This is a genomic window from Thetidibacter halocola (assembly GCF_018224955.1).
Lineage (GTDB): Bacteria > Pseudomonadota > Alphaproteobacteria > Rhodobacterales > Rhodobacteraceae > Thetidibacter > Thetidibacter halocola.
In genome coordinates, this window is sequence record NZ_JAGTUU010000002.1 from 223,303 (window position 1) to 245,919 (window position 22,617).

The following is a 22,617-nucleotide window of genomic DNA, read 5'->3' on the forward strand; positions in this document are numbered from 1 at the left end:
CGGATGCCGGCATCCATCGGACTCATGGGCAAGCACCCGGCCTTCGGCGATTTCGTGCAGGCGGGACTGACGGACAGGACGGTGTCGGTGCTTTCGCTCTGGCTGGATCGCTCGCTTGCCGACCTGCGCGAGACGATGGGCCACGATTGGCCCGCATTCTGGGACGGGGCGCAGGGGTTGCGCTTCTGGATCGGGCACAAGGTGACGGGGCGGGGGTTGGCCGGCGTGCTGCGCCCGTCGCGCGACCGGGTGGGGCGGCGCTATCCGCTGCTGATGCTGGCCGAGGGCGTGGCCCTGCCGCTGCCGATGCAAGACACGGACCAGTCCCCGTGGGAGGCGTTCGAGGCGCACCTGGCGGGGGCGCACCCGGCGGATGGGTCCGGTGCGGCGGGCCTGCTGGCCGGGTTCAAGGCAGACCTGCCCGAGGAAACCGACGCGATGCGGGCCGAGGGTGCCGTCCTCTGGGCGCATCACCCCGAGGGCGACCTTGCGGCGCTGCTGCGCTCGGCCGGGCGGGCCGATCCGGCACGCGCGGCACTGGGGCGGTCCTACTGGTGGTCGCCCGGCGATTCCGGACGCCTGCCGGTCTGGCTGGGCTGCGACGGGTTGCCCGGGGCGCAGGCGCTGGGCTGGCTGCTGGGCGGAACGGCGCGGGCCGAGGGAGGACGAGATGCAGCTGAATGACTGTTTCACCTTCGAGACCGGTCAGGCGACCGATGTCGGCTGCCGCCGCGAGATCAACGAGGACAGTTTCCTGTCGCGCCCGGACTGGGGGCTCTGGGCGGTGGCGGATGGCATGGGCGGCCATGCGGCGGGCGATTTCGCCAGCCAGACCATCGTCGAGGAACTGCATTCCATCGGCATGTCGGGCTCGCCCGACGACCAGCTGGCGCGGTTTCACCACCGACTCGCGCGCGCCAACCAACTGATCCTGGACCATGCCGCCACGCTGGGCCGCGGCACGATCGGGGCGACGCTGGTGGCCCTGCTGATCCATGGCGACGAATATGCCTGCCTGTGGTCGGGCGACAGCCGCATCTACCTGCTGCGCGACGGTCGCCTGCGGCAGGTCACGCGCGACCACACGGAACTGCGCGCCCTTCTGGATGCCGGCACCATCACCGAGCAAGAGGCCCGCAACTGGCCGCGCCGGAACGTCATCACGCGCGCCATAGGGGTCTCTCCGCATCCGCATTGCGACACGGTCACGGGCACGCTGGAACTGGACGACCGCTTTGTCCTGTGCTCGGATGGGCTGACCGAGCACCTGGAGGATCACGAGATCGCCGAATTCGTCGGCTCCCTGGCGCCCCGCGCGGCCTGCCACGCGATGATCGACGAGACCCTGCGCCGCGGGGCCAGGGACAACGTGACGGTGGTCGTGGTCCGGATGACCCCACCTCCCCCGCCCGAGGACGAGGATTTTCCCCCGGAGGATACCCTGACCATCGAGGCCACCTTGCCCGACATGACAGTCGAGTCTGCCCAGGCCGATCCTGCCGGGACGGATGGCGCAGGTGACGACGGCGTGGCCGACGGACCGGCAGAGGATGAAAAGGCATGACCGGCCGGAATGACAGGCCAGACGGAGATGACGACGACCGCACGCTGTTCGTGACGCAGCCCGGCGCGGCAGCGCCCGGCGACGACGACGACCGCACGACCTTCGTGCCGATGCCGCCCGGCGACTCGGCGGATGACGACCGCACCGCACTTGGCGTCCCGCCGCCCGATCCCGACGTCACCCTGCCGCCGCAAGCCACGACGGCGCCCCCGGAGCCATCCATGCCGGAACCGCCGCGCGCCCCCGTGCTGGGCAAGCTGCCGGCCGGCACGCTGATCAACAACAATTACGAGATCACCGAGGAGCTGAACTCGGGCGGGATGGGCGAGGTCTATCGCGGTATCAACATCCATGGTGGCCCGCCCGTCGCCATCAAGGCGATCCTGCAGGAGAAATCAGCCGACAGCGAGGCCGCCGTCCTGTTCAAGCGCGAGGCGATCACTCTGTCGCATCTCGCCGACGAGACCATCGTCCGCTATTATAACTACGTCCATGACCGCGACCTGAACCGCTTCTTCCTGGTGATGGAGTTCATTGCCGGCGTGCCGCTGAAGGATCACGTGGCGCAGACCGGGCCGCTGTCGGTCGAAGAGGTCAAGACGCTGATCCGGCGCATCGCCGGGGGCCTTGCCAAGGCGCATGGCCAGCAGGTCTTTCACCGCGATCTGTCGCCCGACAACATCATGCTGCCGCGCGGGATCGTCTCGGAGGCGCGGATCATCGATTTCGGCATCGCCAAGTCCACCGTGATGGAAGAAGGCACGATGCATGGCCGCTTTGCCGGCAAGCTGAAATATGTCGCGCCCGAACAGCTAGGCCATTTCGGTGGAACAATCGGTCCTGCGACGGATATCTACGGCCTCGCGCTGTTGATCTGCGCCGCCGCGCTGGGCAAGCCGCTCGACATGGGTAGCTCCATCGCCGAGGCGGTGGACAGGCGCCGCGCCATACCCGACCTGTCGGCGCTGGACCCGGAACTGCGTCCCCTGCTGTCCTGGATGCTGGAACCCGACCCGGCCGACCGGCCGCGCAACATGGACATGGTGCGGCGGTTGGTGGATCACCCCGAGGAGATCCCCGAACACTACCTGGGCGGCTGGGTGCCGCCTGCCCCGGCGCTGTCGCCGCTGGATCGCGGCCAGACCGGCACCGCATCGCTGGGTGGTGTCACACAGACCGGCGCAAGCGTCACGCAGACCGTGCAGGGGCTGCAACTGCCGGGCCAGGTGTCGCGCGGCACCGCAACTGGCACGCAGTCCGGCCCGACCGTGGTCGAGGTCGAGGACAAGGCAGGTTCTGGCGGCGGGCTGCTGCGCGCACTGGTCGCGCTGTTCGTGCTGCTGATGGCGGGGGCGGGCTATTACGCCTGGACGATGCAGGGGCCCGGCCCGGCACCTGCCGCATCGCAGCCGGTGGCAGGTATCCCCGCGCCGCTGACCGACACGCGCGAGGGGTTCCTCGCCTCGTTCGAGACCGGCCCCTGCACCTATGTCACCCGCGTGGCCGCCGGGCCGAATGTCGGCGTGCTCGAGGGGTATTCCGCCAACGGCGCGGATTTCGCGGGCCTGGGCGCCGGCTATGAGGAACGGTTCGGCGCGCGCCCTGAGGTGTTGCGGCGCGCGATCACGCCGGCGCAATGCGCCGTGCTGGATTTCGTCCGGGCGATCCAGGGCCGGGGCCGCGAGGGGCTGTCCGTGTATCTCGAAGCTGACAGGGTCGCCAGCCGCGAACGGGTATCCGCCCAGTTGGGCGTGCCGCGAACCCAGGCCGTCTGGGCCATCCTGATCGACCACAATGGCAGGATCGCCAACCTGACCGACCGGCTATCGCAGCCGGTCGGAGACCGCCGCAACCTCCCCTTCAGTCCCGTCGCGCCGGACGACAGCCCGGTTCCGTACCTGGTGCTGACGGTCGAGGCGGACTCGCCCCTGCCGCAAACCGTGCTGGCGCGAAACGGGGCGGATGCTGCGTCGCTGCTGCCGAACGTGCTCGAAGATATCGCCTCGCGCAGCGGGTCGACCGTGGGCGCCAGCGCAGCGCTGTCCTTCTTGCTGCTCTCGCCCAACGCCCCGGCGGGCAGCGACCTGTGATCAACGCATCCGAAAGCTGACCATGCCCAGCGCGGCGCCATCGGCCAGCGCGCCGGGCAAGCCCGCAAAGACATCCTGCGACAGGCGGCCCATCCGCTCGCGCAGCGGGTCCAGCGATTGCGTCGAGGCCACGGCCAAGACCAGTTGAGCGGTGTCGCGCAGCGAGCCCATCCGGGTCATAGGCACTTCGAACCGCGCGAACTCGTCCGAAACCGATGCAAAGCGGGTCAGATCCTGCACTACGCCGTTGTTGTCGATCAGCAGCAACATGAAATGCGGCGCTGCGATGCCGCGCAACACGCCTGCCAGCGCCCGGCCCGACAGGACCTCGTCGCTCTCCAGCCTGATGCCCAGCCGACTGGCGGGATAGTCCTGGTTCAACCGCATGTAGTCCAGCGCGGCGCATTGGCGGGGATCGATCAGGGTGCGGGTCTGGATGATCGCTTCATCCGCCTGGGTCAGCACGGTATCGGCGAAATTGGCCATGGCCGCATCCTCTGACGCGATCATCGCCAGCCCGATCCCGTCCTCGCCATTGCGGCGGGGCAAGGTCAGCAGGCAGGGCGGCGCGGTGGAGTCCGCGTCGCGGATGCGGGTGATCAGGTCGGCCAGGGCGAGGTCGCGCGGACCCAGCTGTGGCAGCGGCGCGACCTCGCGCCCTTCGACCGCCTGCGTTTCCGGGGCAACGGGCGTGGTCTCGGTCTGTGGGGCGGAGGGGGCGGCCTCGGTCGCCGGGGATGGCGCGGTCGGAGCGGCAGGTGTGGGTTCCGGTGCCAGCAACGCCAGTTGATCGGGTTCCGGCGTTGCAGAGGTCGCCGTGCCGGGCAGCGCGGCGATCTCGGGCGTCGAGGGCTCGACGGGCACGGCGGTCGCCGCGACGGTGGCGCCATCGCGCGGCGCGACAGGGTCGATGGCGCCGGGCAGCGGGGTGTCGCCCGGAATCGGCGCAGCCAGCCCCGACCCGGCATCATCGGCAAGCAGCGGCCCGGTGTCGATCGGCTCGAGGATCGGACCGGCTTCGGGGGCGACGGCAGGCGCCACCGGTTCGGCAGCGATCGCTCCGGCGGCATCGGGGGGCGCGACGGTCGCCGCCTCGGCGGTGTCCGGGGTCAGCGGTTCGGCGGGGGGTGCCTCGGGTGTGTCGGGGGCGACGGCCTCTGACGTTTGCAGGTCGGCCGCGATCGCCTCGGCGGCCTCTGGCGCGTCGGGCTGGTCGGGGTCTGCGGTCTCTGGTGGTAGCGGCTCGCCCTCGACTGCGACCATGTCTTCGGGGATGACCGGTTCGGCGGATTCCTCGGACGTCTCTGGTGCGATCGGCTCGGCCTCGGCGGTTTCGGGAGTCTCGGGCTCGACCGGATCGGGTTCCACCGCCTCCTGTTCCACAGGTTCCGGCTCGACGGGCTCGGGCACATCGGGCACGGGCGTGCCTTCGGATTCGACCGGGGCGTCGACCCCGTCAATTAGCTCGATCAGCGTGTCGGCATCCAGCGGCACCAGCGAAATCACGAAATCGGGGCGCGTCTCGGGCGTCTCGATCGCTGCTATGAAGCCCTGCATCGCCGTCACGATTCCCGCCGCCGCCACCACGTGCAGCAAGACCGACACCCCGGTGGCGATGCTCCAGCTGAGCGGGCCGCTTTCGCCATAGGGCAGGAAGCTCATGGCGCGCTCCGCCGGTGGATGGTGACAAGGCGGATCTCGAACGGGTCCAGCGCGGGATCGTCCAGCAGGGCCAGCAGACGGTGCGCGGGCGCGTCGCGGGCGATCAGGACATGCAGCACGCTGCCCGCCCCGAGCCTTCCCGGAACTTCTCCGATCGTGACGGGATCACCGTTCAGCGACAGTGCGGTTTCGTCCTCGACGATCAGGATCGGTTGCGGCAACTGCTCGATCGGCAGGTCGAAGGTTTCCGATACCTCGACCGTGTTGGTCGGCGCCGAGGTCAGCGAACCGCTGGCGAGAAAGAAGAAGATCAACAGAAGGACAATGTTGACGATGGCCAGCGAAACGTCGGGCTGCACCTTGGCGACGCGCGGCGGCAGCAGGCGACGGACGGCCATCAGCCCTCTCCCCGCGAGACCTGCAACGACATCACGTCGGCGCGTTGCAGCCGCGCCAGAACGGTCGACACATCCTGAACCCGCGCTCCGGGAAGGACGATCAGCACGACCTGCGCCGGCCGGCCCGTGGTGCCCAACGCCTCGGCCAGCGGGTCGAGCTGGTCGAAGGTCAGCCTCTGGCCGTTGGCGATGATCACGTCGCGGTCCACGCGCCAGATCTCGAGCGCGCCGGACGGCGCCGGCGCCCCCGGGCCCGGCCCCGGGGCGGAAATGGCGGCGGCGGCCTCATCCGGCATCTCGGGCGCGGTTTGCAGGGTCAGCATGGAATAGGGTGTCAGGCTGGAGGACAGCATGAAGAAGATCAGCAACTGAAACATCGCATCGGCGAGAGGCGTCAGCGCGAAGCGATAGGTGCGCTTGCGCTCGGGCAACTGAAGCTTCGAGGCGGCCACGACCCCGCCCCGGTCAGCGCAGCTTGGCGGTGGCTGACGGGTCCAGCCGCCCGTGGATCGCCGCCGAGATCACCGTCTCGATCAGGTTGCGTTCCCGGTCGATGCGGGATTCGAACCAGTTGGCGATGAAGAAAGTAACTAGCGCGATGGCCAGCCCCAGCGCCGTGGTGGTCAGTGCGGTCCAGATGCCGCCGGCCAGCGTGGTCGGGTCGACCGCTCCCTCCGAAGCCGCCAGCGCCGAGAAGGCGTCGATCATGCCGATCACGGTGCCCAGCAGCCCCAGCATCGGCGCCGCCTGCACCACCATGTCCAGCGTGCGCAGGCGGTCGGTCATCTGCGCCAGTTCGATGATGGCGGTCTGGCGCCCCAGTTCCTCGGCATAGGTGGTGTCGTTCGGCTTGGCCTGCACGCCGGAGAACACCGCCTGCAGGATGCGCGCCAGCACCGACTTGCGCTGCGTGGCCATGCGCACCGCCTCGTCGGCGCGGCCGGACAGCCAGTTGTCCAGGATCTCTTCGGCGCGCCTGCGTTTTCCCACACCGAGGCGCGCGAACTGGATCGACTTGAACAGCGCCACGGTGATCGCCAGCACCGACAGAAAGCCGAGCGCGGCAAAGACAGCGAGCGTCAGGGGATCGAACGCTTGCATGCGAAGGGAGTCCATTCCTACCTCCTGGGGCGGCGGGCGCATGGCGCCGCGCGGGGTCAGTCGTAAAAGCGGATGGCTGTGCGTGAGGAGAGGTTTTTCTTGCAGTGATCCATCGTCGCCTTGGTGCCGCTCTCGATGCAGGACTCGACCTTGTCGACGACGATGCCACTGATATCCGCGCATGTCGTCTGTGGCACCAGGAACTGGAGATAGCGGGTGTCCTTCTCGTCGAAGGCCCCAAAATCCAGCAGCAGTGACCGTTTGAATTCCCGGTTCGCGTCTTCGATCGATACCACATGCGAGACGGACTCCAGCCCCGTCGTCGAGCTGTTCGTCGCGCGGAACACGATGCTGCAGGCCGGCCCGTCGTTCGTTTCGGTATCCGTGGCCTTGTTGAGTTCAAGCTCGAAAGAGTTCGCTTCTTGCGACTGGGCGGTGCCGGTCGACAGAAGAGCAATGGCAATCAGACATGCCAAGCGATCAAAAGCCATGGGTTCCCCTGTCCAATGAATTCAAAGCCATTTTCAACCATTGGTTAGAAAGCGGCCTTGCGAGTCAACAGGGAATCGAGCCCTTGTCGGGCGTGTCGCCCTTACCGGGCGATGCCGATCATGTAGGGCAGGAACAGCTTCTTGCGGGCGGCCTGCTGGTTGTCCGGCGTCGCGGGCTGGGTGGCGCGCACGATGCGTGGCGTGGTCACGTTCGATCCGCCCTCAGTTCCGGCGTTGCGACCAGGCTCGCCAAAGAGCCGTTCGATCGAGAACTCGGTCCGCTGCTCGTCGAACAGGTCGGTTGCTTCTGCCACCAGGATCGGGCGCTGTTCCGGGCGCGGCGAGGTGGACGGGGCATGAGACTGCCCCGCGACTGTCACGGGCGCCACGAGACCGGCCAGCGAAACCGCCGGCGTCGGCGTCACAACGTCGGCCTGAACCAGTGCCGCGGGCGCGAGCGCCGACGACGACACAAAAGGTTGGTCGGGCAGGAGAGCGCCGTGCGCAATGGCCCCGTGTCCCGAGAACAGGGCGAACCCTGCGAGGACGGAAAGGCCGGTGGCGGCGATGGCTGTTGACACGAGTTTGATCATGAGAAGACCCTATCACAGTTCGACTCCACGTTCAGGCGGAAAAGTGGCGAAAAGATGACTTTGGCGCCAGATCGGCGAAAACCCACCGATTCGCTCAACCGACCGTGGAAGTTCGTGCTTGCGGCTGCGCTTTGCGCGCTGTCCGTCGCGGCGCCCTCCGAGGCGCGAGCGCAGTTCGCTGTGTGCAACCAGACGCTTAACGTCCTCAACATCGCGATCGGCCGGTTCCGGTATGATGCCTTCGCCACCGCGGGCTGGTGGACGGTGGGACCGAACCAGTGCGCCAACGTCATCCAGGAGCAGCTGGACGTGCGCTTTGTCTATGTCTTTGCGCAGGACGTTTTCGGCAACGTGGTGCTGTCCGGGTCGGTGCCGATGTGCCTTGCGCCGAACCGATTCGACATTGTCGGAGAGGCGGATTGCCTGGTGCGCGGCTATCTCGAGGCGCGGTTCCACGAGGTCGACACGCTGAAAAGCGAGCGCTGGACGCTGTTCATCTACCCGCCGTCGTGATCCGTTGCTCGGGTCGGGTAAGTATGACTCAACATGCAGAGCCAGTCGGGCTATGATGCGGCCAAGGTCATTGCGTTGTTCGATAGGTGTTCCATGCGCGGTCTTGCGCCCTTTGTCCTCCTTGTCGGTCTTTCCGCTGCGTCGGTGCACGCCCAGCCGACGGAAGCATGGGTTGCTCTTGTCTCCGGCCAGTCCGGGCCGGGCGCGCAAAGCGCGTTTTCCGATGCCTTTCATGCCGGTGCCTTCCTGGAACAGGGCGGCGTAGAACCGCGCGCCATGCTGCGCGACAGCGATCCCGCAGCGTTCGAGGCGGGCCTCGCGGCCGCGCAGGGCGCGCCGCGTGTCCTTCTCTACCATGCCGGTCCCGGCGATGCAGGGCGGCTGCGGCTGGCGGAAGGGTCGCTGCCGATGGAGGCGGTGCTGACCGCGCTGGCCGAGGGAGGCACGCAAGACCTGGTGATCCTGCTGGAGAATTGCGCCAAGCGCGCGGCAGACCCATCCTCTCCCGTGGTTCCGCAACCGCCCGAGGGGCTGGCCGTGACGGTCGTTGCCAGCGCGTCGCCTGACGGCGCCTGCCCCGGTGACGGTGCGCGCCTGACCGACCGGCTGGCGACGTTGTCCGGGCAGAACCTGGCCGGACAGGATGTTTTGGCTCTGCTCGACGGTTTTCCGCGCGTCGGCGCCGATGCAGGGCCGCTGCTGCTGGGTGCGCCGCGCGAACCGGCGAGCGCGCAGATCCTGCCTGTCGCCGAGGCGTCGGCTGGTCCGCTTCTGTTGCCGGTCGAGCTGCCGCCGCCAGAGCCTGACCTCGCCGACCCGACGCAAGGCGAGGCGGTGATCGTGTTTGCATCGCTGCCCGCGACGCAGTTGGTGGCGCAACCCCTGACCTCTGGTCTGCCGCAGCCATCGATCATGGTGGGCCTGGTGCCCGGTCTGACCGATGCCGCGCTGAAAGATGACGCCCCGCCGCCCGCCGAGGATGACAGGCAGCCCTCGATCACCTGGAACGATCTTGACACGCGCCGTCTGCTGCGGGCCGAGAATGCCGCGCTGTTCCAGACGCTGGTCGATGGTGGCGCCTTCGATCCGCCACAGGGCGAACTGGTGGTCGCGTTGCAGACCGAACTGACCCGGATGCAGTGCTACAATCGGGGTATCGACGGCGATTGGGGTAAGGGGTCGCAAGATGGTGTCAAACGCTATTTTGACGCCGCGGACATGCCACAGCCCGCGCTGGAGCCGACCTTTGACCTGTTCCGCACCTTTGTGCGGCGGGACGACGTCGAATGCCCGGTGGTCGCTGCGGCGACGGTGCGTACGCCGCGCCCGGCAGTCACCAACCGCGCGAACACCGGCAGCCGTGCAACACCCAAGCCCGCGCCGAAGCCGGTCGTGACACGGGCAGAGCCGAAACCGGCTGCCAAGCCCACGACGAAATTCGGGGTCGGCATCGGCTTGCGGTGACCGGCCGGGGCGGTTCGCTCCGCCCCTGCAACAAGGAAGGATCCCATGCGCAAGGCCGCTCTCGCCCTGCTGATCGCCCTGCCCGCCGCGGTGACGGCGCAGGACGGGCCCTTGTTGCTGCCGGTCGAACTTCCCCCGCCGCCCGCGACCGCCCTCGCGCCCGATGTGCAGGCGGTGGTTTTTGCCCAGGTGCCGCCGGCGCGGCGGGCAGTGATGCCGCTGACCAGCGGCTTGCCTCAGCCCTCGGTCCTTGTGGGGTTGATCGAGGGGGTTAATGAACCGGGCCAGGTCCTGTCGAAACCTGACGACCCGGTGCCGATCATCGCCTGGGACGACCGCGAGGCGCGGCGCGCGGTGCGCGATCAGAACCCGGACCTGTTCGCCTCCCTGCTGGAGGCGGGGGTGTTCGATCCTCCCGATGCACGGCTGGCCTTTGCGCTTCAGGAGGAATTGCAGCTGATGGGGTGCTACAGCCTGCGGATCGACGGGCAATGGGGCAATGGCTCTGTTTCGGCGGCGCGGCGGTATTTCGATGAGCTCGGTCAGGATCCGGTGACGCTGACCGCAGACATGGCTCTGTTCCGCCAGATCGTCCAGCGGGACGACATCCGCTGTCCGGCGCCCGTTGCCGCCCCGGCGCGGGTGACGCAGCCTGCCCGCACCAACTCGACGCGGTCGACGCCACCGCGACAGACCACCGCCACCCGCACACCGGCTCCCACTCCGGCCCCTGCGCCGCAACCGGCGCCGCGTACCGGCCTGAGCCTGACCTTCGGCGGCGTCGGTATCGGCGTGTCGCGCTAACGGGCGGGGCGCGGCGTCCGGGCATGGCAATCGAGGTCGACCCAGCCTTTCGCAACAGCGGCGCGACCGCGCGGCGGCGCCAGCGCCAGAGGCGGATCCGGCGCGGGATCGCGCTTGCGGCGATCGTGGTCTCGGCGGGCCTGGGCGGTTGGCTGGTGCTGGGCCGTGGCGCGCCCGAGGCCGATCTGCCGGATGACGATTTCGCGATGATCCAGACCGAAGAGGCTGACAGCGTCGGGATCGAACGGCTGGCGCCGCTGCCCTCGGCCGACATCCAGACCGATCCGATGATCCTGCGGCTGGGCGAGGGCGATGCCGGCCAGACCCGCAGCCTGCCCGGCCCCGCCGAGGGGTTCGAGCCCGCCCGCGTCGGCCTGCCCGGGCCAGAGCGGCTGACCGTACTGCGCAGCGAATTGATCGCGCGGGATCAGCGGGTGCAGGTGGTCCTGCCCTCCAGCAGCGCGGATTTCGCCCTTTTCCAGGCACAGCGCAGCCAGGGCATCGCCGCAATGCAGCAGGGCCTTCCCGCGCTGCCACAGGCGCCGGTGGATGCGGGCACAACGATCGCCGTGGCCGAGGACAGCAGTTGGGGCGATTTCATCTCCGCCGACGCCGATGCCGATGTGCAGACAGGTGCCGAGGCGGGCACCGCCGTCTATGTCGAGACTCGGATCGAAAACACCACCAGCACCGCGCTGGCCCTGCGTGAGGAACGGCGCAGCGCGCTGTACGAGGATGACATCATCGCAGTCACCCACGAGCGCCAGTTGGCCGAACTGGTGGTCGAGGCGGGGTTTTCGCCCGAGGCCGCGACCGAGATCACCGCCGCCGCCGCCCGCCTGATCGCCGCGCCCGCCACGCTGGATGCGGGCGCCGTGCTGGCGCTGCGCAGCCGCCCCGACCCCGAGGGGCGCGTGTTGTTGCAGATGTCGCTCTACCGGCTGGAGGGGTATCTCGGCACGCTGGTGCAGACGGGGTTCGGCCGGTACGAGCCCGGCGCCGATCCGTGGTTCGCCGACAACCTGCTGAACCATGCCGGGCGGATGCGTCAGGAAAAGGCGACGCGCACCGATATCCGCCTGATCGACGCGGTCTATTCCGCCGGGTTGTCAGCCGGGCTCTCGACGCGTCTGGTGGGCGAGCTGATCGTCGCGTTGTCGAAGCCCTACGATTTAGACCGTTTCGCCAATCCGGGCGACCGTCTGACCCTGCTCTATGCGTCAGAGCCGGGGTCGGAAGGGCAGGGCGTGGGCCAGATCCTGTTCGCCGGTCTCGAAGGGCCGTCTGGCGAGATGCCCTGTTACGTCCTGCCGCTGCCGAACCGGGGCGGGTTCGCCTGTTTCGACTTTTCCGGGCGGGGCGGTGGCGGCGCTGTCGGCGGGCTGGGCGGTGGCATGGTGGTGCCGGTCAAGGGGGTCAAGACCTCGGGCTTTGGCCCGCGGCATCACCCGATCCTGAAACAGGTGCGCAACCACAACGGCGTCGACTGGGCGGCGCCGACGGGCACGCCGGTGGGCGCCGCTCTGGCCGGGACGGCTCGTTTCGTCGGCGACGGCGGGGCCTATGGAAACGTGGTCTATATCGACCATGCCGACGGGGCGCAGACGCGCTATGCCCACCTGAACGCCTTTGCCGAGGGGCTGAAGCAGGGGCAGGCGGTGCAGGCCGGGCAGGTGATCGGGTTCGTCGGTACGACGGGTCGCTCCACCGGCCCGCACCTGCATTTCGAATTGCACATCGCCGGTGCGCCGGTCGATCCGCTGACCTGGCGGGCGGTGGGGGTGGTATCCGATGGCGGGCAGGCGGGCAGCGAGGCAGTCGAGGCGCTGGTCAACCAGATCATCAAGGTCGAGAGCGGCGGCAACGCCACGGCCAAGAACCCGCTGTCCTCGGCAACCGGTCTGGGGCAGTTCATCAACTCGACCTGGCTGCGGATGATGCGCGACTACCGGCCCGACCTGTTCCGCAGCATGTCGCAGGCCGAGTTGCTGAACCTGCGCTTCGACCCGGCGCTGAGCCGTGAGATGGTGCGCAACCTCGCCCGCGAGAACGAGTCTTTCCTGCGCGCTCGGGGCCGCCCGATCCGCGCCGGCACGCTGTATCTCGCGCATTTCCTGGGACCTGCCGGGGCTGCGACGGCGCTGGGCGCCGATCCCAATGCTTCTGTGTTGGAGGTCATGGGCGCGGGCGTGGTCAACGCCAACCCCTTCCTGCGCAACATGACGGTGGCCGACATGGTGGCATGGTCGGACCGCAAGATGTCGGGCAAGAAAGGCGCGGTCGCGGTGACGAACGGGCCTGTTGCCGCGCCGGTGGTGGTGTCGGCGGAGGCGAAGGCGTTCAGGGAAGCGGTGGATGCGGTGTTGGAGGGGGTCTAGCGGGCTCGGTTGAGGCGGCCAAAGACCTGGCTGCGTTCAACAACCGTCAATCGTTGTCAGCACGCTTTGGCCGTGACGTTCGTTGTTGCCGCGCAAGCCTGATTTCCCTTGGAACGTCGTGCCCTGCAGCTCAACGGTTCACTGCTTCCTGGAAGGCTTCCTTGACCGCTTTCTCGAAACCCTTGCGGATGACGAACTCCTTGACTGCGTTCTTCGTGATGGTGGACGCGACCCCTTTGCCAACCGTCTTGATTCCGCGTGAGAAATAGACGGCATAAATACCGTCGAGGACGAGGCCGCGCGCGAAATTCAGCCACATGTTGACGGCCATGTTTCCGAAGGATGCATCCCTCTCGATAACATCCATGTCAAAGCGTGCGGACATGGCGACCTCGGTGACAGCCGAGCCTTCGATGCTGATGGGCGAAACGAAGGATGCAATCCGCTCACCGATGGATACCTTGCCGTCCATGTTTCCATCGCGATCGTCGTAGTAGGCGACAACCGCGACGGCCTTACCCTCGAGAAAACCGATTGCACCAATCTTTCTCTGGAATTTCGTGACTTCGATCCATTCCATCATGTCAGAATTGGACATTGTTCCTAAACCTCCAATGCAGGGTTACCCAAACTCATACCCGAACACCCCGTCCGTCACCGAAACCTTGACCTCGCGCAGCGCCTCTCCGCTGACCATGCGGCCCAGAACCTGGCGTGACATCTCGGGGAGGATGGAGTTCGTGATGACGTTGTCGATCATCCGCCCGCCCGAATCCGGGTCGCGGCAGAGGCTGACGATGTGGTCGATCACCGCGTCGTCATAAACCAGCGCCGCGTCATGCGCCGTTTTCAGCCGCCGCGCGACAGAACCCAGTTTCAGACGGGCGATGCCGCCCAGCACCTCTTTCGACAGCGGGAAATAGGGGATCGAGACGATCCGGCCCAGCAGCGCGGGCGGGAAGACGCGCAGTTGCTCGGGCTTCAGTGCCGCTTCCAGCGCGTCGACACCCACCTCTTTCTCGCCGCTTTCGGCCATGTCCATGATGACATCCGTGCCGACGTTGGACGTGAGCAGGATCAGCGTGTTGCGGAAATCGATCCGGCGGCCGTTGCCGTCCTCCATCACGCCCTTGTCGAAAACCTGGAAGAACAGCTCGTGCACGTCCGGGTGCGCCTTTTCGACCTCGTCCAGCAACACGACCGAGTAGGGCTTGCGCCGCACCGCCTCAGTCAGCCGCCCGCCCTCGCCAAAGCCGACATAGCCCGGAGGCGCGCCTTTGAGCAGCGAGACGGTATGCGCCTCCTGGTATTCGCTCATGTTGATGGTGATGACGTTGTCCTGCCCGCCATACAGCTGCTCGGCCAGTGCCAGCGCGGTTTCCGTCTTGCCGACGCCCGACGGGCCGCAGAGCATGAAGACGCCGATGGGTTTCTCGGGGTTCGAGAGCCCCGCGCGGTTCGTCTCGATCCGCTTGGCGATGGCTTTAAGCCCGTGGTCCTGGCCGATGACGCGCTCTCGCAGGTGGTCCGACAGGTTCAGAACCGCCTGCAATTCGTCCTGCACCATCCGGCCCGCCGGGATACCGGTCCAGTCGCTGATGACGCTGGCCACCGCTTGTGCGTCGACATGGGCGTAAACCATGCGGTCGTCCGGATTGCCGGCTTCGAGATCGGCCATGACGGCGCGCATTTCTGCGCGCGCCTTTTCCGGGTCGGTGCTGTCGCCCTGGGCCTCGGCCAGCGCGTCGGCGGCCTCTTCCTGCTCGGCGGGCCGGGCATCGGCTACGGCCTCGGGCGCCCGGCCCTCGGCCACGGCGATGGCCTTGCGCAGGGCGATCACCTGGTCGACCAGCGCCTTTTCGCGGGCGTGGCTGGCCTCCAAATCGGCGAGCTTCACCTCCAGTTCCGACTTTTCCGCCTGCGCTTCGGCGATGCGGTCCTCGTTGGTCTCGCCGAGGTCGCGTTCGGCCTGCTTGGCCATGATCTCGGCATCCAGCGCGGCGATGGCCTCGCGCGTGTCCTCGATCCGGGCGGGCAGTGCTGCCTGGCTGACGGCGACGCGGGCGCAGGCGGTGTCGAGTAGCGACACCGCCTTGTCCGGTAGTTGCCGCGCGGGGATATAGCGGTGCGACAGCGACACGGCGGCGACGATGGCCTCGTCGGAAATCCGCACGTTGTGATGCGCCTCCATCGGGCCCATGACGCCGCGCAGCATGTAGCAGCAGCGATCCACGCTGGGCTCATCCACTGTGACGGGCTGGAAACGGCGGGTCAGGGCCGGGTCCTTTTCGAAATACTGGCGGTACTCGCTCCATGTCGTCGCCGCGATGGTCCGCAGCGTGCCGCGCGCCAGGGCCGGTTTCAGCAGGTTCGCGGCGTCGCCCGTTCCGGCGGCGCCGCCCGCGCCGATCAACGTATGCGCCTCGTCGATGAACAGGATGATCGGTGTGGCGCTGGCCTGCACGTCGTCGATCACCGATTTCAGCCGCTGCTCGAACTCGCCCTTCATGGACGCACCGGCCTGCATCGCCTGGATGTCCAGCATGTAGAGTTTCGTGCCGTGCAGCTTGGGCGGCACGGTGCCCTCGGCCAGGCGCTGGGCAAAGCCCTCGACCACCGCCGTCTTGCCTACCCCGGCCTCGCCCGTCAGGATCGGGTTGTTCTGGCGGCGGCGCAGCAGAACGTCGATTACCTGCCGGATCTCGTCGTCGCGGCCGACGATGCGGTCGAACTTGCCCGCCTGCGCCTGCGCCGTCATGTCGACGGCAAAGCGATCCAGCGCGCCCGAGCCCTGCGCGGCACGCGGTGCACCGGGGTCGCCTGCGTCCTGTGGGCGGGTCGTGTTCTCGATCGTCTCCTTCCACAGGCTCTGCGCCTCGGCGGCGATCTGTTCGGGGTCGAGCCGGGCAAAGACGGGACTGTAGCCCTCCAGTTCGTTGCGCAGGCGCGGGTCGGACAGGGCGGCGACAAGGATATGGCCGCTGCGCAACTGCACCTCGCCGAAGGTCAGCGTGGCCTGCACCCATCCCGCCTCGAACGCATCGCGCATGACAGAGGAAATCCCGGGCTTGCCGCCTTCGCGTTTCGGCAAGCGTCGCAGCGCGTCGGCGATGTCCTTGAGCACGGTGCCCCGGTCATGGCCCATGCCGCGCAGCGTGGCGGAGAGGTCGCTGTCCTGATCTGACAGCGCCTCGAACAGCCAGTGGCCGAGTTCCACGTATTCGCTGCGGTCGTCGTCGCGCGCGCGGCGGATCGCACCCTCGAAGGCGGAAAACCCCACCTTGTTCATCTTGTAGACGAATGTGGTGATCGGAATGGTCTGCATGTCCCTGTCGTCCTTGGGTATGCCGGGCGTGTCAGGCCGCCCGGTCGAATGCGGCGCCCTCGCCATCGTCGGGCGGGGGCGGTTTCAAAACGAAGGCGGTGGCCCGAACCAGGTGATCCGGGTTTCCCGGCTGCGGCGCGATGCAGGCCATCCAGCCCAGCTGCGCGGTCTTGCCCAGAACGGCGGGGCTGATCTGTGGGCGCGGCAGCCAGAGCACCAGCTCGACCTCGAAGGCGAGGCCGAGATACCAGAAGACGATGGCGCGTAGATGCTCGTGATCCGGCTTGCCGGGGAGGAAGTTGAAGTAGTCCTCGATCCGCGCGACATGCAGGTGCAGGCGGATGCGTTCCGACACCGACCGAACCCGCGCGCCCAGGAACATGTCGCGCCCCAGCGTGGCCGAGCGCATCCCGAGACGGTTCTGTGCGTCGGACTCGAACTCCAGCCAGCTGGGCACCATCTCCTCGATATCGACCTGCGCCTTGCCGCGGAAATGCCGCGAGAGCATCTGTTGCAGGCGCACCGGGCTCTTGACCGCGCCCGCCGCCAGCCCGGCCATGCCCGCGCGCAGCGTGTCGGGCAGGCCGTCGCGGTCGCGCATCGCCGCCGTGCCGTTACCCATGACCGACAGAAGGTAGGTCCTGAACCGGTCATCGGTCGGGTGATCGAACTGTGTGATCGCATGGGCGTCCGACCAGGTGCGAAAGAACAACTCCTGGAAGCGGGCGGTGAAGATGTCCGCAAAGGCGGTAAAGGCCTCGTCCCCGTTGCGGAACCAGCGCGCGATCTCCTCGCTCCAGTTCAGCGGCAGGGCGCCGAAGGGGCCGAAGAAGCCCAGGACCTGCGCCCGCACCATCGGCGGGGCGGCGCCGGGATCGAACCGCGCCAGGTCGCCCGCGGGCGTCATCAGGAACGGGTCCTGGCCCAGCGCCACCAGCGCATCGCGCAGGCGCAGGTTTCGTCCGATCCGCGGCTTGTCGCCGGCGTGGCGTTCGTAATGCCGCAGCAGCGCGAACAGGCCGATGCCGCGCGCCGCGCGTTCCTGCGCCTCGCGGTCGGGCGTCTTTTCGGGCAGGGGCGGGACATAGATCGGTTCCGCCAGATCGTCAGTATCGGCGATCAGCGATTCATAGAGCGCGCGCAGGTCGGGCGTGGGTAGGGCGCGTTCGGGATAACGATGCAGCGATGCGGTGTCGGTGGCCAGGCGCGCCAGCGTCGCGGGATGCAGCGGGCCGTCGCCCATGTGCCGCGCGGCCTGCCGCAAGAGCCCGGCAAAGCCGTGCAGGAACAAGGGGTCCTCGGGCCCTTCATCCTCGGGTGTGCCCGATGTCGGCGCGACGGGTGGGTCGGGCAGCACCGGCATTGGCAGGATGACGGTCTTGTCGTCGTCCTCGGGCGCGGGTGCCTCGCCCGGCCAGATCATGTCGTCATCGCCGCTCACAACACGCGCCCGTTGCCGAGCCGGCGGGGAAAGGCATGCACCTCGCCCCGTTGCAGGCTGCGGATCACCGTCCGCGTGAAACTGTTGACCGCCGCGTAATCGGCAAAGAACCGATCCAGCACCGTGCCAAGCAGCATGATCCCCGATCCGTCGAACGCCTCTTCATCGAAGGTCACGGTGATGCGCAGGCCGCGGGCGGTCAGGTAGCCTTCGGGATGCGGGATGGAACCCGTCTCGGGCTCTGTCGTCATGTCCTGGATGCCGGCGATCTGGGTTTCGGTCACGCTGTCGGACAGGTCGGCGAAGAGCATCAGCATCTCGCGCAGCGCGGCGGCGGGGGCAGCGCCGGGTCTGCCGGTCACGCCATAGGCGTTCAGCGACAGGTGGCTCAAAAGCCGCCAATAGATGTCGCCCGCGCGGGTGCGGTGCGGTGCGCCGCTTTCGAGATCGGCCAGCGAGTCGCGCGGCTGGGTCGGGCCATCGAAACAGGCCAGCGCGATTTCCCGCTGGTCGCAGAAATAGAAATCGTCGCGTCCCTGCCGGATCACCTTGGATCGCGGATCGGCGAGATGGCGGTTGGAACACCAGCCGCGCGCCTCGAGCCGTTGCACCGTGCCGCTGCCCGGCGGCTCGTAGAGCGAGACGAAGGTTTCCGTGCCAAGGTATTGCTCGCGCGAGACGCCCTGCCGGATCTCGCTTTCGGTGCGGCGTCGGGGCTTGCGGCGCTGGGTGAAATACAACGCATGACGCGGGTTTTCCGCCCCTTCCGGCAGGCCGTAGAGCGGGTTCACCCGGCGGCGGGTCTGGGCGCCCTGGTAATGCGCCCAGATGTCGGTGACGCGGTGGAATTCATAGTGCGTCAGCGGGCTGGACAGCGGCGTGATGTTGAACTCGTACGAGGCCCGGTCCAGCCGCTTCGGGCTGGCATCCTCGATGAACAGGTTCACCGCGGGCGCGGCATGCAGCACGATATCAGAGGCTTCCAGCTGCGATTGCAGGCGGTGGTCGAGCGCGTCGAACTCGACCACGATCTGAACGCGGGCGGCGCGGAGGCGTGGCCAGATCTCGCGCAGGCCCTTGATGCGAAAGCCGAGCAGACGGCGCGGATAGATGAAGGCCTCGCGCAGCAGGGCAAAGCCACGGAACAGCCGGTCGTCGCGGGGCAGCAGGGCCTCGTCTTCTGTGTCCAGGTCGGTGCGGATGGCGTCCTGCGGACACAGCCCCTCGCGCGGGCCGAACCCCACGGCCTCGATCGCGTCGGGCGGCAGGGTCTGGTGCACCATGCCCTGCCCGCCATCCCAGCGTAGCGTGACGCGCAGGCGGCGGGCGTGGATCTGTTCATACAGCGGCACCGCCTCTTCCATCGGACCGGCGAAATGAAAGGTCAGCGCATCGGCGCGCAGGTCTGTCAGGGGCGCGCTGTCGTCAGCCTCGCCGGTCAGGCCGACGCGCGCCAGTTCCAGCATCAGGCCGGCGCGCGCCTTGTCCAGCACCTCCGGGCGGTAGACACCGATCTGTCCCTTGGTCGTCAGGTAGCGCAACTCGGTCAGCGCCAGCGGCCACAGGCTGAGCGGCGCGCAGAGGGAAAACCGCACCGGGACGCGCTTTTCCTCGACACGATAGACTGCCTCGATCAGGTCGCCGCGCTTGAAGTGCACGCCGTTGACCAGGTCGGCATCGGCGTGGGGAGGGCGGGCCACGACCATCATCGCGGGGGGCACGGGCTCCATCAGGCCGGGCAGGAGCTGGTCCAGCATCTCGCGCGTGAAGCCGCGGAATTCCTCCTCCAGCTTCAGCTGGACGCGGGCGGCCAGAAAGGCGCTGCCCTCCAGCAGGCCGGCGACCGTCGGATCGAGGTTCTCCTCCAGCAGCCCGCCCAGCCGGTCGGCAAGGCCGGGATAGTCGCGGGCGAATTCGGCGGCCCGCTCGCGCAGCAGGGCCAGTTCGCGGTTATAGGCGTCTCGAAAGGCCTTCTTCACATCTGCACCCGCAGCTTGGACATGCGCAGCTTGCCGGCGCCGAGATCGACCTCGGCATCGAAATCCAGCGGGATGTCCACGGGATCGCCCATCAGGTCGGCCTCGACGAACAGGGACAGGCGCTGGGCGCGGCCGCCATCCTCGGTCGTCACCTTGATGCGGATCGAATCGGCCAGCAGACGCGGTTCGTGGTCGACCAGGGATTGGCGGATCAGCTTGACGATGTCCTGTTTCTGCAAGTCGTGCTGGGTGATGTCGCTGAGATCGCAGAACCCGTAGTTCAGGATCGAGCGGGCCAGCTCGGGATAGGTCTTGTCCCAGGGGGTCTTGGCCTCGAACCGGGTGGGCGTGCGCCCCTCGTCGGTTTCCTTCAGTTGATAGCATGCATCCAGCCGGACCGTGGACAAAAGCGCGCTGAGATCGGCCTCGATGTGATCGCGCAGTTGCTCCTCTGTCACGCCGTCGGCCAGCCGGATACGCGGCGTGATCGTCGTGTCGCCGTCCAGCGGGCGGTTCTCGTCATAGCGCGAGCGGAAGATCTGCATGATCGAGACCTTGGCGCGATCTTCCTTGCGCCAGAGCCTGCGGTCGGGGCCGGTCTCTGCGACGTCCTTCTCTGCCATGCGCGCGCCCTTGCAGCGTGGCCGGACGGGCGCGGCACTGGACGCGCCCGCGGGGCCGAATGTCGGCACGGACAGGGGGTGGCCGGAACCACCCCATGCCCAGTTTCAAGCGGCCTGCCTTGGGACGCTCATGCGCTCCAGGGCTTGTTCTCTGCGACTTCCCAGCCGGCCTGGCTCTCGGGGCCCGGGCCGCCCTTGGCGTCCTGCATGGTGTAGGTCACCTCGAACCGGCGGAAGTTCAGCGTCAGGCTTTCCTGCACGCGGTCGAGCCCGTCCTTCATGCCACCGGTCTGATACGAGGTGATCATGATGTCCTCGATATCGATCTTGAGGTAATCGACCGGCGCCGATCCACCGGCCTTGCGCACGATCAGCTGGCCCGACTTGATGTGCTCGCCCGAGCAGCAGCGCTTGATCAGATCATGCGTCGCGGCATCGACATACTTGGTCAGGGCGATGTCCGCGACGTCGACCTTGCCGCCGCCGCCGCCCATGCCCATGTGCGTCGTGCCGGACTGGCTCATGCCCCAGCTCCAGCTGAGCACATCGATCCATTCCTTGTGCTTGTCGTCCTGCGACTCGCCCTTGATTCCGTTGTCCAGCTTCAGAAAACAATCAATTGCCATGGCTCACTCTCCTCTTGGCGCCTTGTCCCGTCCTTTGCTGTCCTTCGGACGGTAGTATCAATTCACTTGGCAGGCAGCTTGGAAACCAGGCTCATCCCGATATCCATGCCCTCCATCTGGAAATGCGGTTTCAGATAGAACTTGCCGGTGTAGTAACCGGGGTTCAATTCGTCCTCGATCACCTGCACCTTGGCCCCGGCCAGCGGCTTCTTCGCCTTCTCCATCTCGGTCGCGCTTTCGGGGTTGCCGGTCACATACTTGTTGATCCACGCCTGAAGATCGCTTTCCAGCTGGGCGCGGGTGGGGCTTTGACCGATCTTGTCGCGCACCATGGCCTTCAAATAATGGCTGAAGCGCGAGACGGCGAAGATGTAGGGCAGGCGCGACGACATGTTGTCGGATGCGGTTGCCGCGTCGTCGACATACTGCTTGGGCTTGTACAGTGTCTGGGCGCCGATAAAGGCTGCCTTGTCGGTGTTCTTGCGGTGGATCAGACCCATGATCCCGGCCTTCGACAGTTCGCCCTCGCGCCGGTCGGTGATCGAGATCTCGGTCGGGCACTTCATGTCCTTGGTGCCATCGCCGCTGTCGAAAAGGTGGATCGGCAGGTTCGTGACCTCGCCGCCCGAGGTGACGCCGCGGATGCGCACGGTCCAGCCGTGTTCCTTGAAGGCGCGGTTGATGTTCACGGCCATCGCGTGGGCCGCGTTCATCCAGCCATACATGTTGCCCTCGTGGCCGTCGGTTTCCTCGACGAAGTCGAACTCCTTGACCACCGAGGTCGAGCCCGGGCCATAAGGCTGGCGCGCCATCGCGCGCGGCATGGCCATCGCGAGGAACCGCGCGTTCTCGCTGTCGCGCAGGCTGTTCCACTGGGCGTATTCGGCGTTGATGAACAACTCCCCAAGGTCGGGGATCTCGGTCAGTTCGTTCCAGCTGTCACGTCCGAACAGAGTCGGCGCCGTGCCCGAAATGAACGGCGCCAGCGACGCCTCCGAGATCTTGCCCATGAAGCGCAGCGTGTTCACGTCGGCCGAGCCATGGTCGAAATAGTAGTCGCCGACCAGCGTGCCGAAAGGCATGCCACCCAGCGTGCCGAGGTTCTGTTCATAGACCAGCTTGTGCAACGGCGACTGTTCCCAGTCGTCGTCGGCATAGTCGATGGCCATGTCCGACAGTTCTTCCTTGGAGATGTTCAGCACCTTGACCTGAAGGCTGGCGTCGGTTTCCGAGTTGCGCAGCGTGTAGGCCAGGCCGCGCCAGGTGCTTTCGAACTCCTGAAAGGTCGGGTCGTGCAGGATCGCGTTGGTCTGGTCGGTCAGCTTCTTGTCGAGCCGCGCGAGGATCGAGTCGATGCGCGCCAGCACGTTGCCGTCGAACTCGACCTGGTCGGCCATCGCCTCTCCCACCAGGGCGGCAAGGGCGCTGTCGACGGCCTTCTTGCCCTCGTCGGTGCGGGGCTTGATCTCCTGCTTGAGGATATCCGCGAATTCCGACAGGTCGCGGACCTGTTCCTGAACGCTCGCCGCGGTGGATTGCTGGTCTTTCAGGGCATCGTTCGCCAT

General features: G+C 67.3%; 20 protein-coding genes. 7 read left to right on the plus strand and 13 right to left on the minus strand.

Annotated elements, in window-relative coordinates:
* The first annotated feature begins 3 nt into the window (after window positions 1-3).
* Genes tagF through KB874_RS05315 form a run of 3 tightly spaced genes read left to right on the plus strand, consistent with a single transcriptional unit; the run spans window position 4 to window position 3,654 of the window.
* On the plus strand, window positions 4-684 hold the full coding sequence (gene tagF / locus KB874_RS05305) for a type VI secretion system-associated protein TagF (protein ID WP_212535518.1): 681 nt from the start codon (window positions 4-6) through the stop codon (window positions 682-684).
* Window positions 671-1,564, plus strand: coding sequence for a PP2C family protein-serine/threonine phosphatase (locus KB874_RS05310; protein WP_212535519.1), 894 nt, complete (start codon window positions 671-673; stop codon window positions 1,562-1,564). Before tagF ends, KB874_RS05310 begins: the two co-directional genes overlap by 14 nt.
* Window positions 1,561-3,654 (plus strand): serine/threonine protein kinase, encoded by a 2,094-nt coding sequence (locus KB874_RS05315; RefSeq protein ID WP_212535520.1) that lies wholly within the window; start codon window positions 1,561-1,563, stop codon window positions 3,652-3,654. The genes KB874_RS05310 and KB874_RS05315 overlap by 4 nt, the downstream gene beginning before the upstream one ends.
* Here the strand turns inward: KB874_RS05315 and KB874_RS05320 are convergent, their stop codons facing one another.
* The 6 genes from KB874_RS05320 to KB874_RS05345 form a co-directional block, all read right to left on the minus strand.
* Window positions 3,655-5,316 (minus strand): hypothetical protein, encoded by a 1,662-nt coding sequence (locus KB874_RS05320; RefSeq protein ID WP_212535521.1) that lies wholly within the window; start codon window positions 5,314-5,316, stop codon window positions 3,655-3,657. It abuts the gene before it with no gap.
* Window positions 5,313-5,714: a biopolymer transporter ExbD gene (locus KB874_RS05325; RefSeq protein WP_212535522.1), complete on the minus strand. Its 402-nt coding sequence runs from the start codon at window positions 5,712-5,714 to the stop codon at window positions 5,313-5,315. The genes KB874_RS05320 and KB874_RS05325 overlap by 4 nt, the downstream gene beginning before the upstream one ends.
* Window positions 5,714-6,166, minus strand: a complete 453-nt coding sequence (locus KB874_RS05330; protein ID WP_212535523.1) for an ExbD/TolR family protein — start codon at window positions 6,164-6,166, stop codon at window positions 5,714-5,716. The genes KB874_RS05325 and KB874_RS05330 overlap by 1 nt, the downstream gene beginning before the upstream one ends.
* Window positions 6,167-6,179: 13 nt before the next feature.
* Complete coding sequence (locus tag KB874_RS05335; protein WP_249200284.1) at window positions 6,180-6,830, minus strand: MotA/TolQ/ExbB proton channel family protein; 651 nt, start codon at window positions 6,828-6,830, stop codon at window positions 6,180-6,182.
* Window positions 6,831-6,871: 41 nt separating this feature from the next.
* Entirely contained in the window at window positions 6,872-7,306 is a 435-nt protein-coding gene (locus KB874_RS05340; protein ID WP_212535524.1) for a hypothetical protein, read from the minus strand.
* Between the two features lie 101 nt (window positions 7,307-7,407).
* Window positions 7,408-7,899: a hypothetical protein gene (locus KB874_RS05345; protein WP_212535525.1), complete on the minus strand. Its 492-nt coding sequence runs from the start codon at window positions 7,897-7,899 to the stop codon at window positions 7,408-7,410.
* A gap of 54 nt (window positions 7,900-7,953) precedes the next feature.
* Here KB874_RS05345 and KB874_RS05350 point away from each other — a divergent pair, with 54 nt between their 5' ends.
* Genes KB874_RS05350 through KB874_RS05365 form a run of 4 tightly spaced genes read left to right on the plus strand, consistent with a single transcriptional unit; the run spans window position 7,954 to window position 13,058 of the window.
* Entirely contained in the window at window positions 7,954-8,412 is a 459-nt protein-coding gene (locus KB874_RS05350) for a DUF1036 domain-containing protein (protein ID WP_212535526.1), read from the plus strand.
* Window positions 8,413-8,445: 33 nt separating this feature from the next.
* On the plus strand, window positions 8,446-9,876 hold the full coding sequence (locus tag KB874_RS05355) for a hypothetical protein (protein ID WP_212535527.1): 1,431 nt from the start codon (window positions 8,446-8,448) through the stop codon (window positions 9,874-9,876).
* A 45-nt stretch (window positions 9,877-9,921) separates the two neighbouring features.
* The gene (locus KB874_RS05360; protein WP_212535528.1) at window positions 9,922-10,680 is read left to right on the plus strand and encodes a hypothetical protein; all 759 of its coding nucleotides are present in this window, start codon (window positions 9,922-9,924) and stop codon (window positions 10,678-10,680) included.
* A 23-nt stretch (window positions 10,681-10,703) separates the two neighbouring features.
* Window positions 10,704-13,058: a peptidoglycan DD-metalloendopeptidase family protein gene (locus tag KB874_RS05365; protein ID WP_212535529.1), complete on the plus strand. Its 2,355-nt coding sequence runs from the start codon at window positions 10,704-10,706 to the stop codon at window positions 13,056-13,058.
* Between the two features lie 130 nt (window positions 13,059-13,188).
* On the opposite strand, the gene KB874_RS05370 is transcribed toward KB874_RS05365, so the two are convergent.
* From KB874_RS05370 to tssC, 7 genes are all read right to left on the minus strand, one after another.
* Window positions 13,189-13,656 (minus strand): hypothetical protein, encoded by a 468-nt coding sequence (locus KB874_RS05370; protein ID WP_212535530.1) that lies wholly within the window; start codon window positions 13,654-13,656, stop codon window positions 13,189-13,191.
* 24 nt (window positions 13,657-13,680) lie between these two features.
* Window positions 13,681-16,383, minus strand: coding sequence for a type VI secretion system ATPase TssH (tssH, locus tag KB874_RS05375; protein WP_212535531.1), 2,703 nt, complete (start codon window positions 16,381-16,383; stop codon window positions 13,681-13,683).
* A 31-nt stretch (window positions 16,384-16,414) separates the two neighbouring features.
* Window positions 16,415-17,824, minus strand: coding sequence for a type VI secretion system baseplate subunit TssG (gene tssG, locus KB874_RS05380; RefSeq protein ID WP_212535532.1), 1,410 nt, complete (start codon window positions 17,822-17,824; stop codon window positions 16,415-16,417).
* Window positions 17,821-19,803, minus strand: coding sequence for a type VI secretion system baseplate subunit TssF (locus tag KB874_RS05385; RefSeq protein WP_212535533.1), 1,983 nt, complete (start codon window positions 19,801-19,803; stop codon window positions 17,821-17,823). The genes tssG and KB874_RS05385 overlap by 4 nt, the downstream gene beginning before the upstream one ends.
* Entirely contained in the window at window positions 19,800-20,426 is a 627-nt protein-coding gene (locus tag KB874_RS05390; RefSeq protein WP_212535534.1) for a type VI secretion system baseplate subunit TssE, read from the minus strand. The genes KB874_RS05385 and KB874_RS05390 overlap by 4 nt, the downstream gene beginning before the upstream one ends.
* Window positions 20,427-20,554: 128 nt before the next feature.
* Entirely contained in the window at window positions 20,555-21,052 is a 498-nt protein-coding gene (locus tag KB874_RS05395) for an Hcp family type VI secretion system effector (RefSeq protein ID WP_212535535.1), read from the minus strand.
* 62 nt (window positions 21,053-21,114) lie between these two features.
* Window positions 21,115-22,617: a type VI secretion system contractile sheath large subunit gene (gene tssC / locus KB874_RS05400; RefSeq protein WP_212535536.1), complete on the minus strand. Its 1,503-nt coding sequence runs from the start codon at window positions 22,615-22,617 to the stop codon at window positions 21,115-21,117.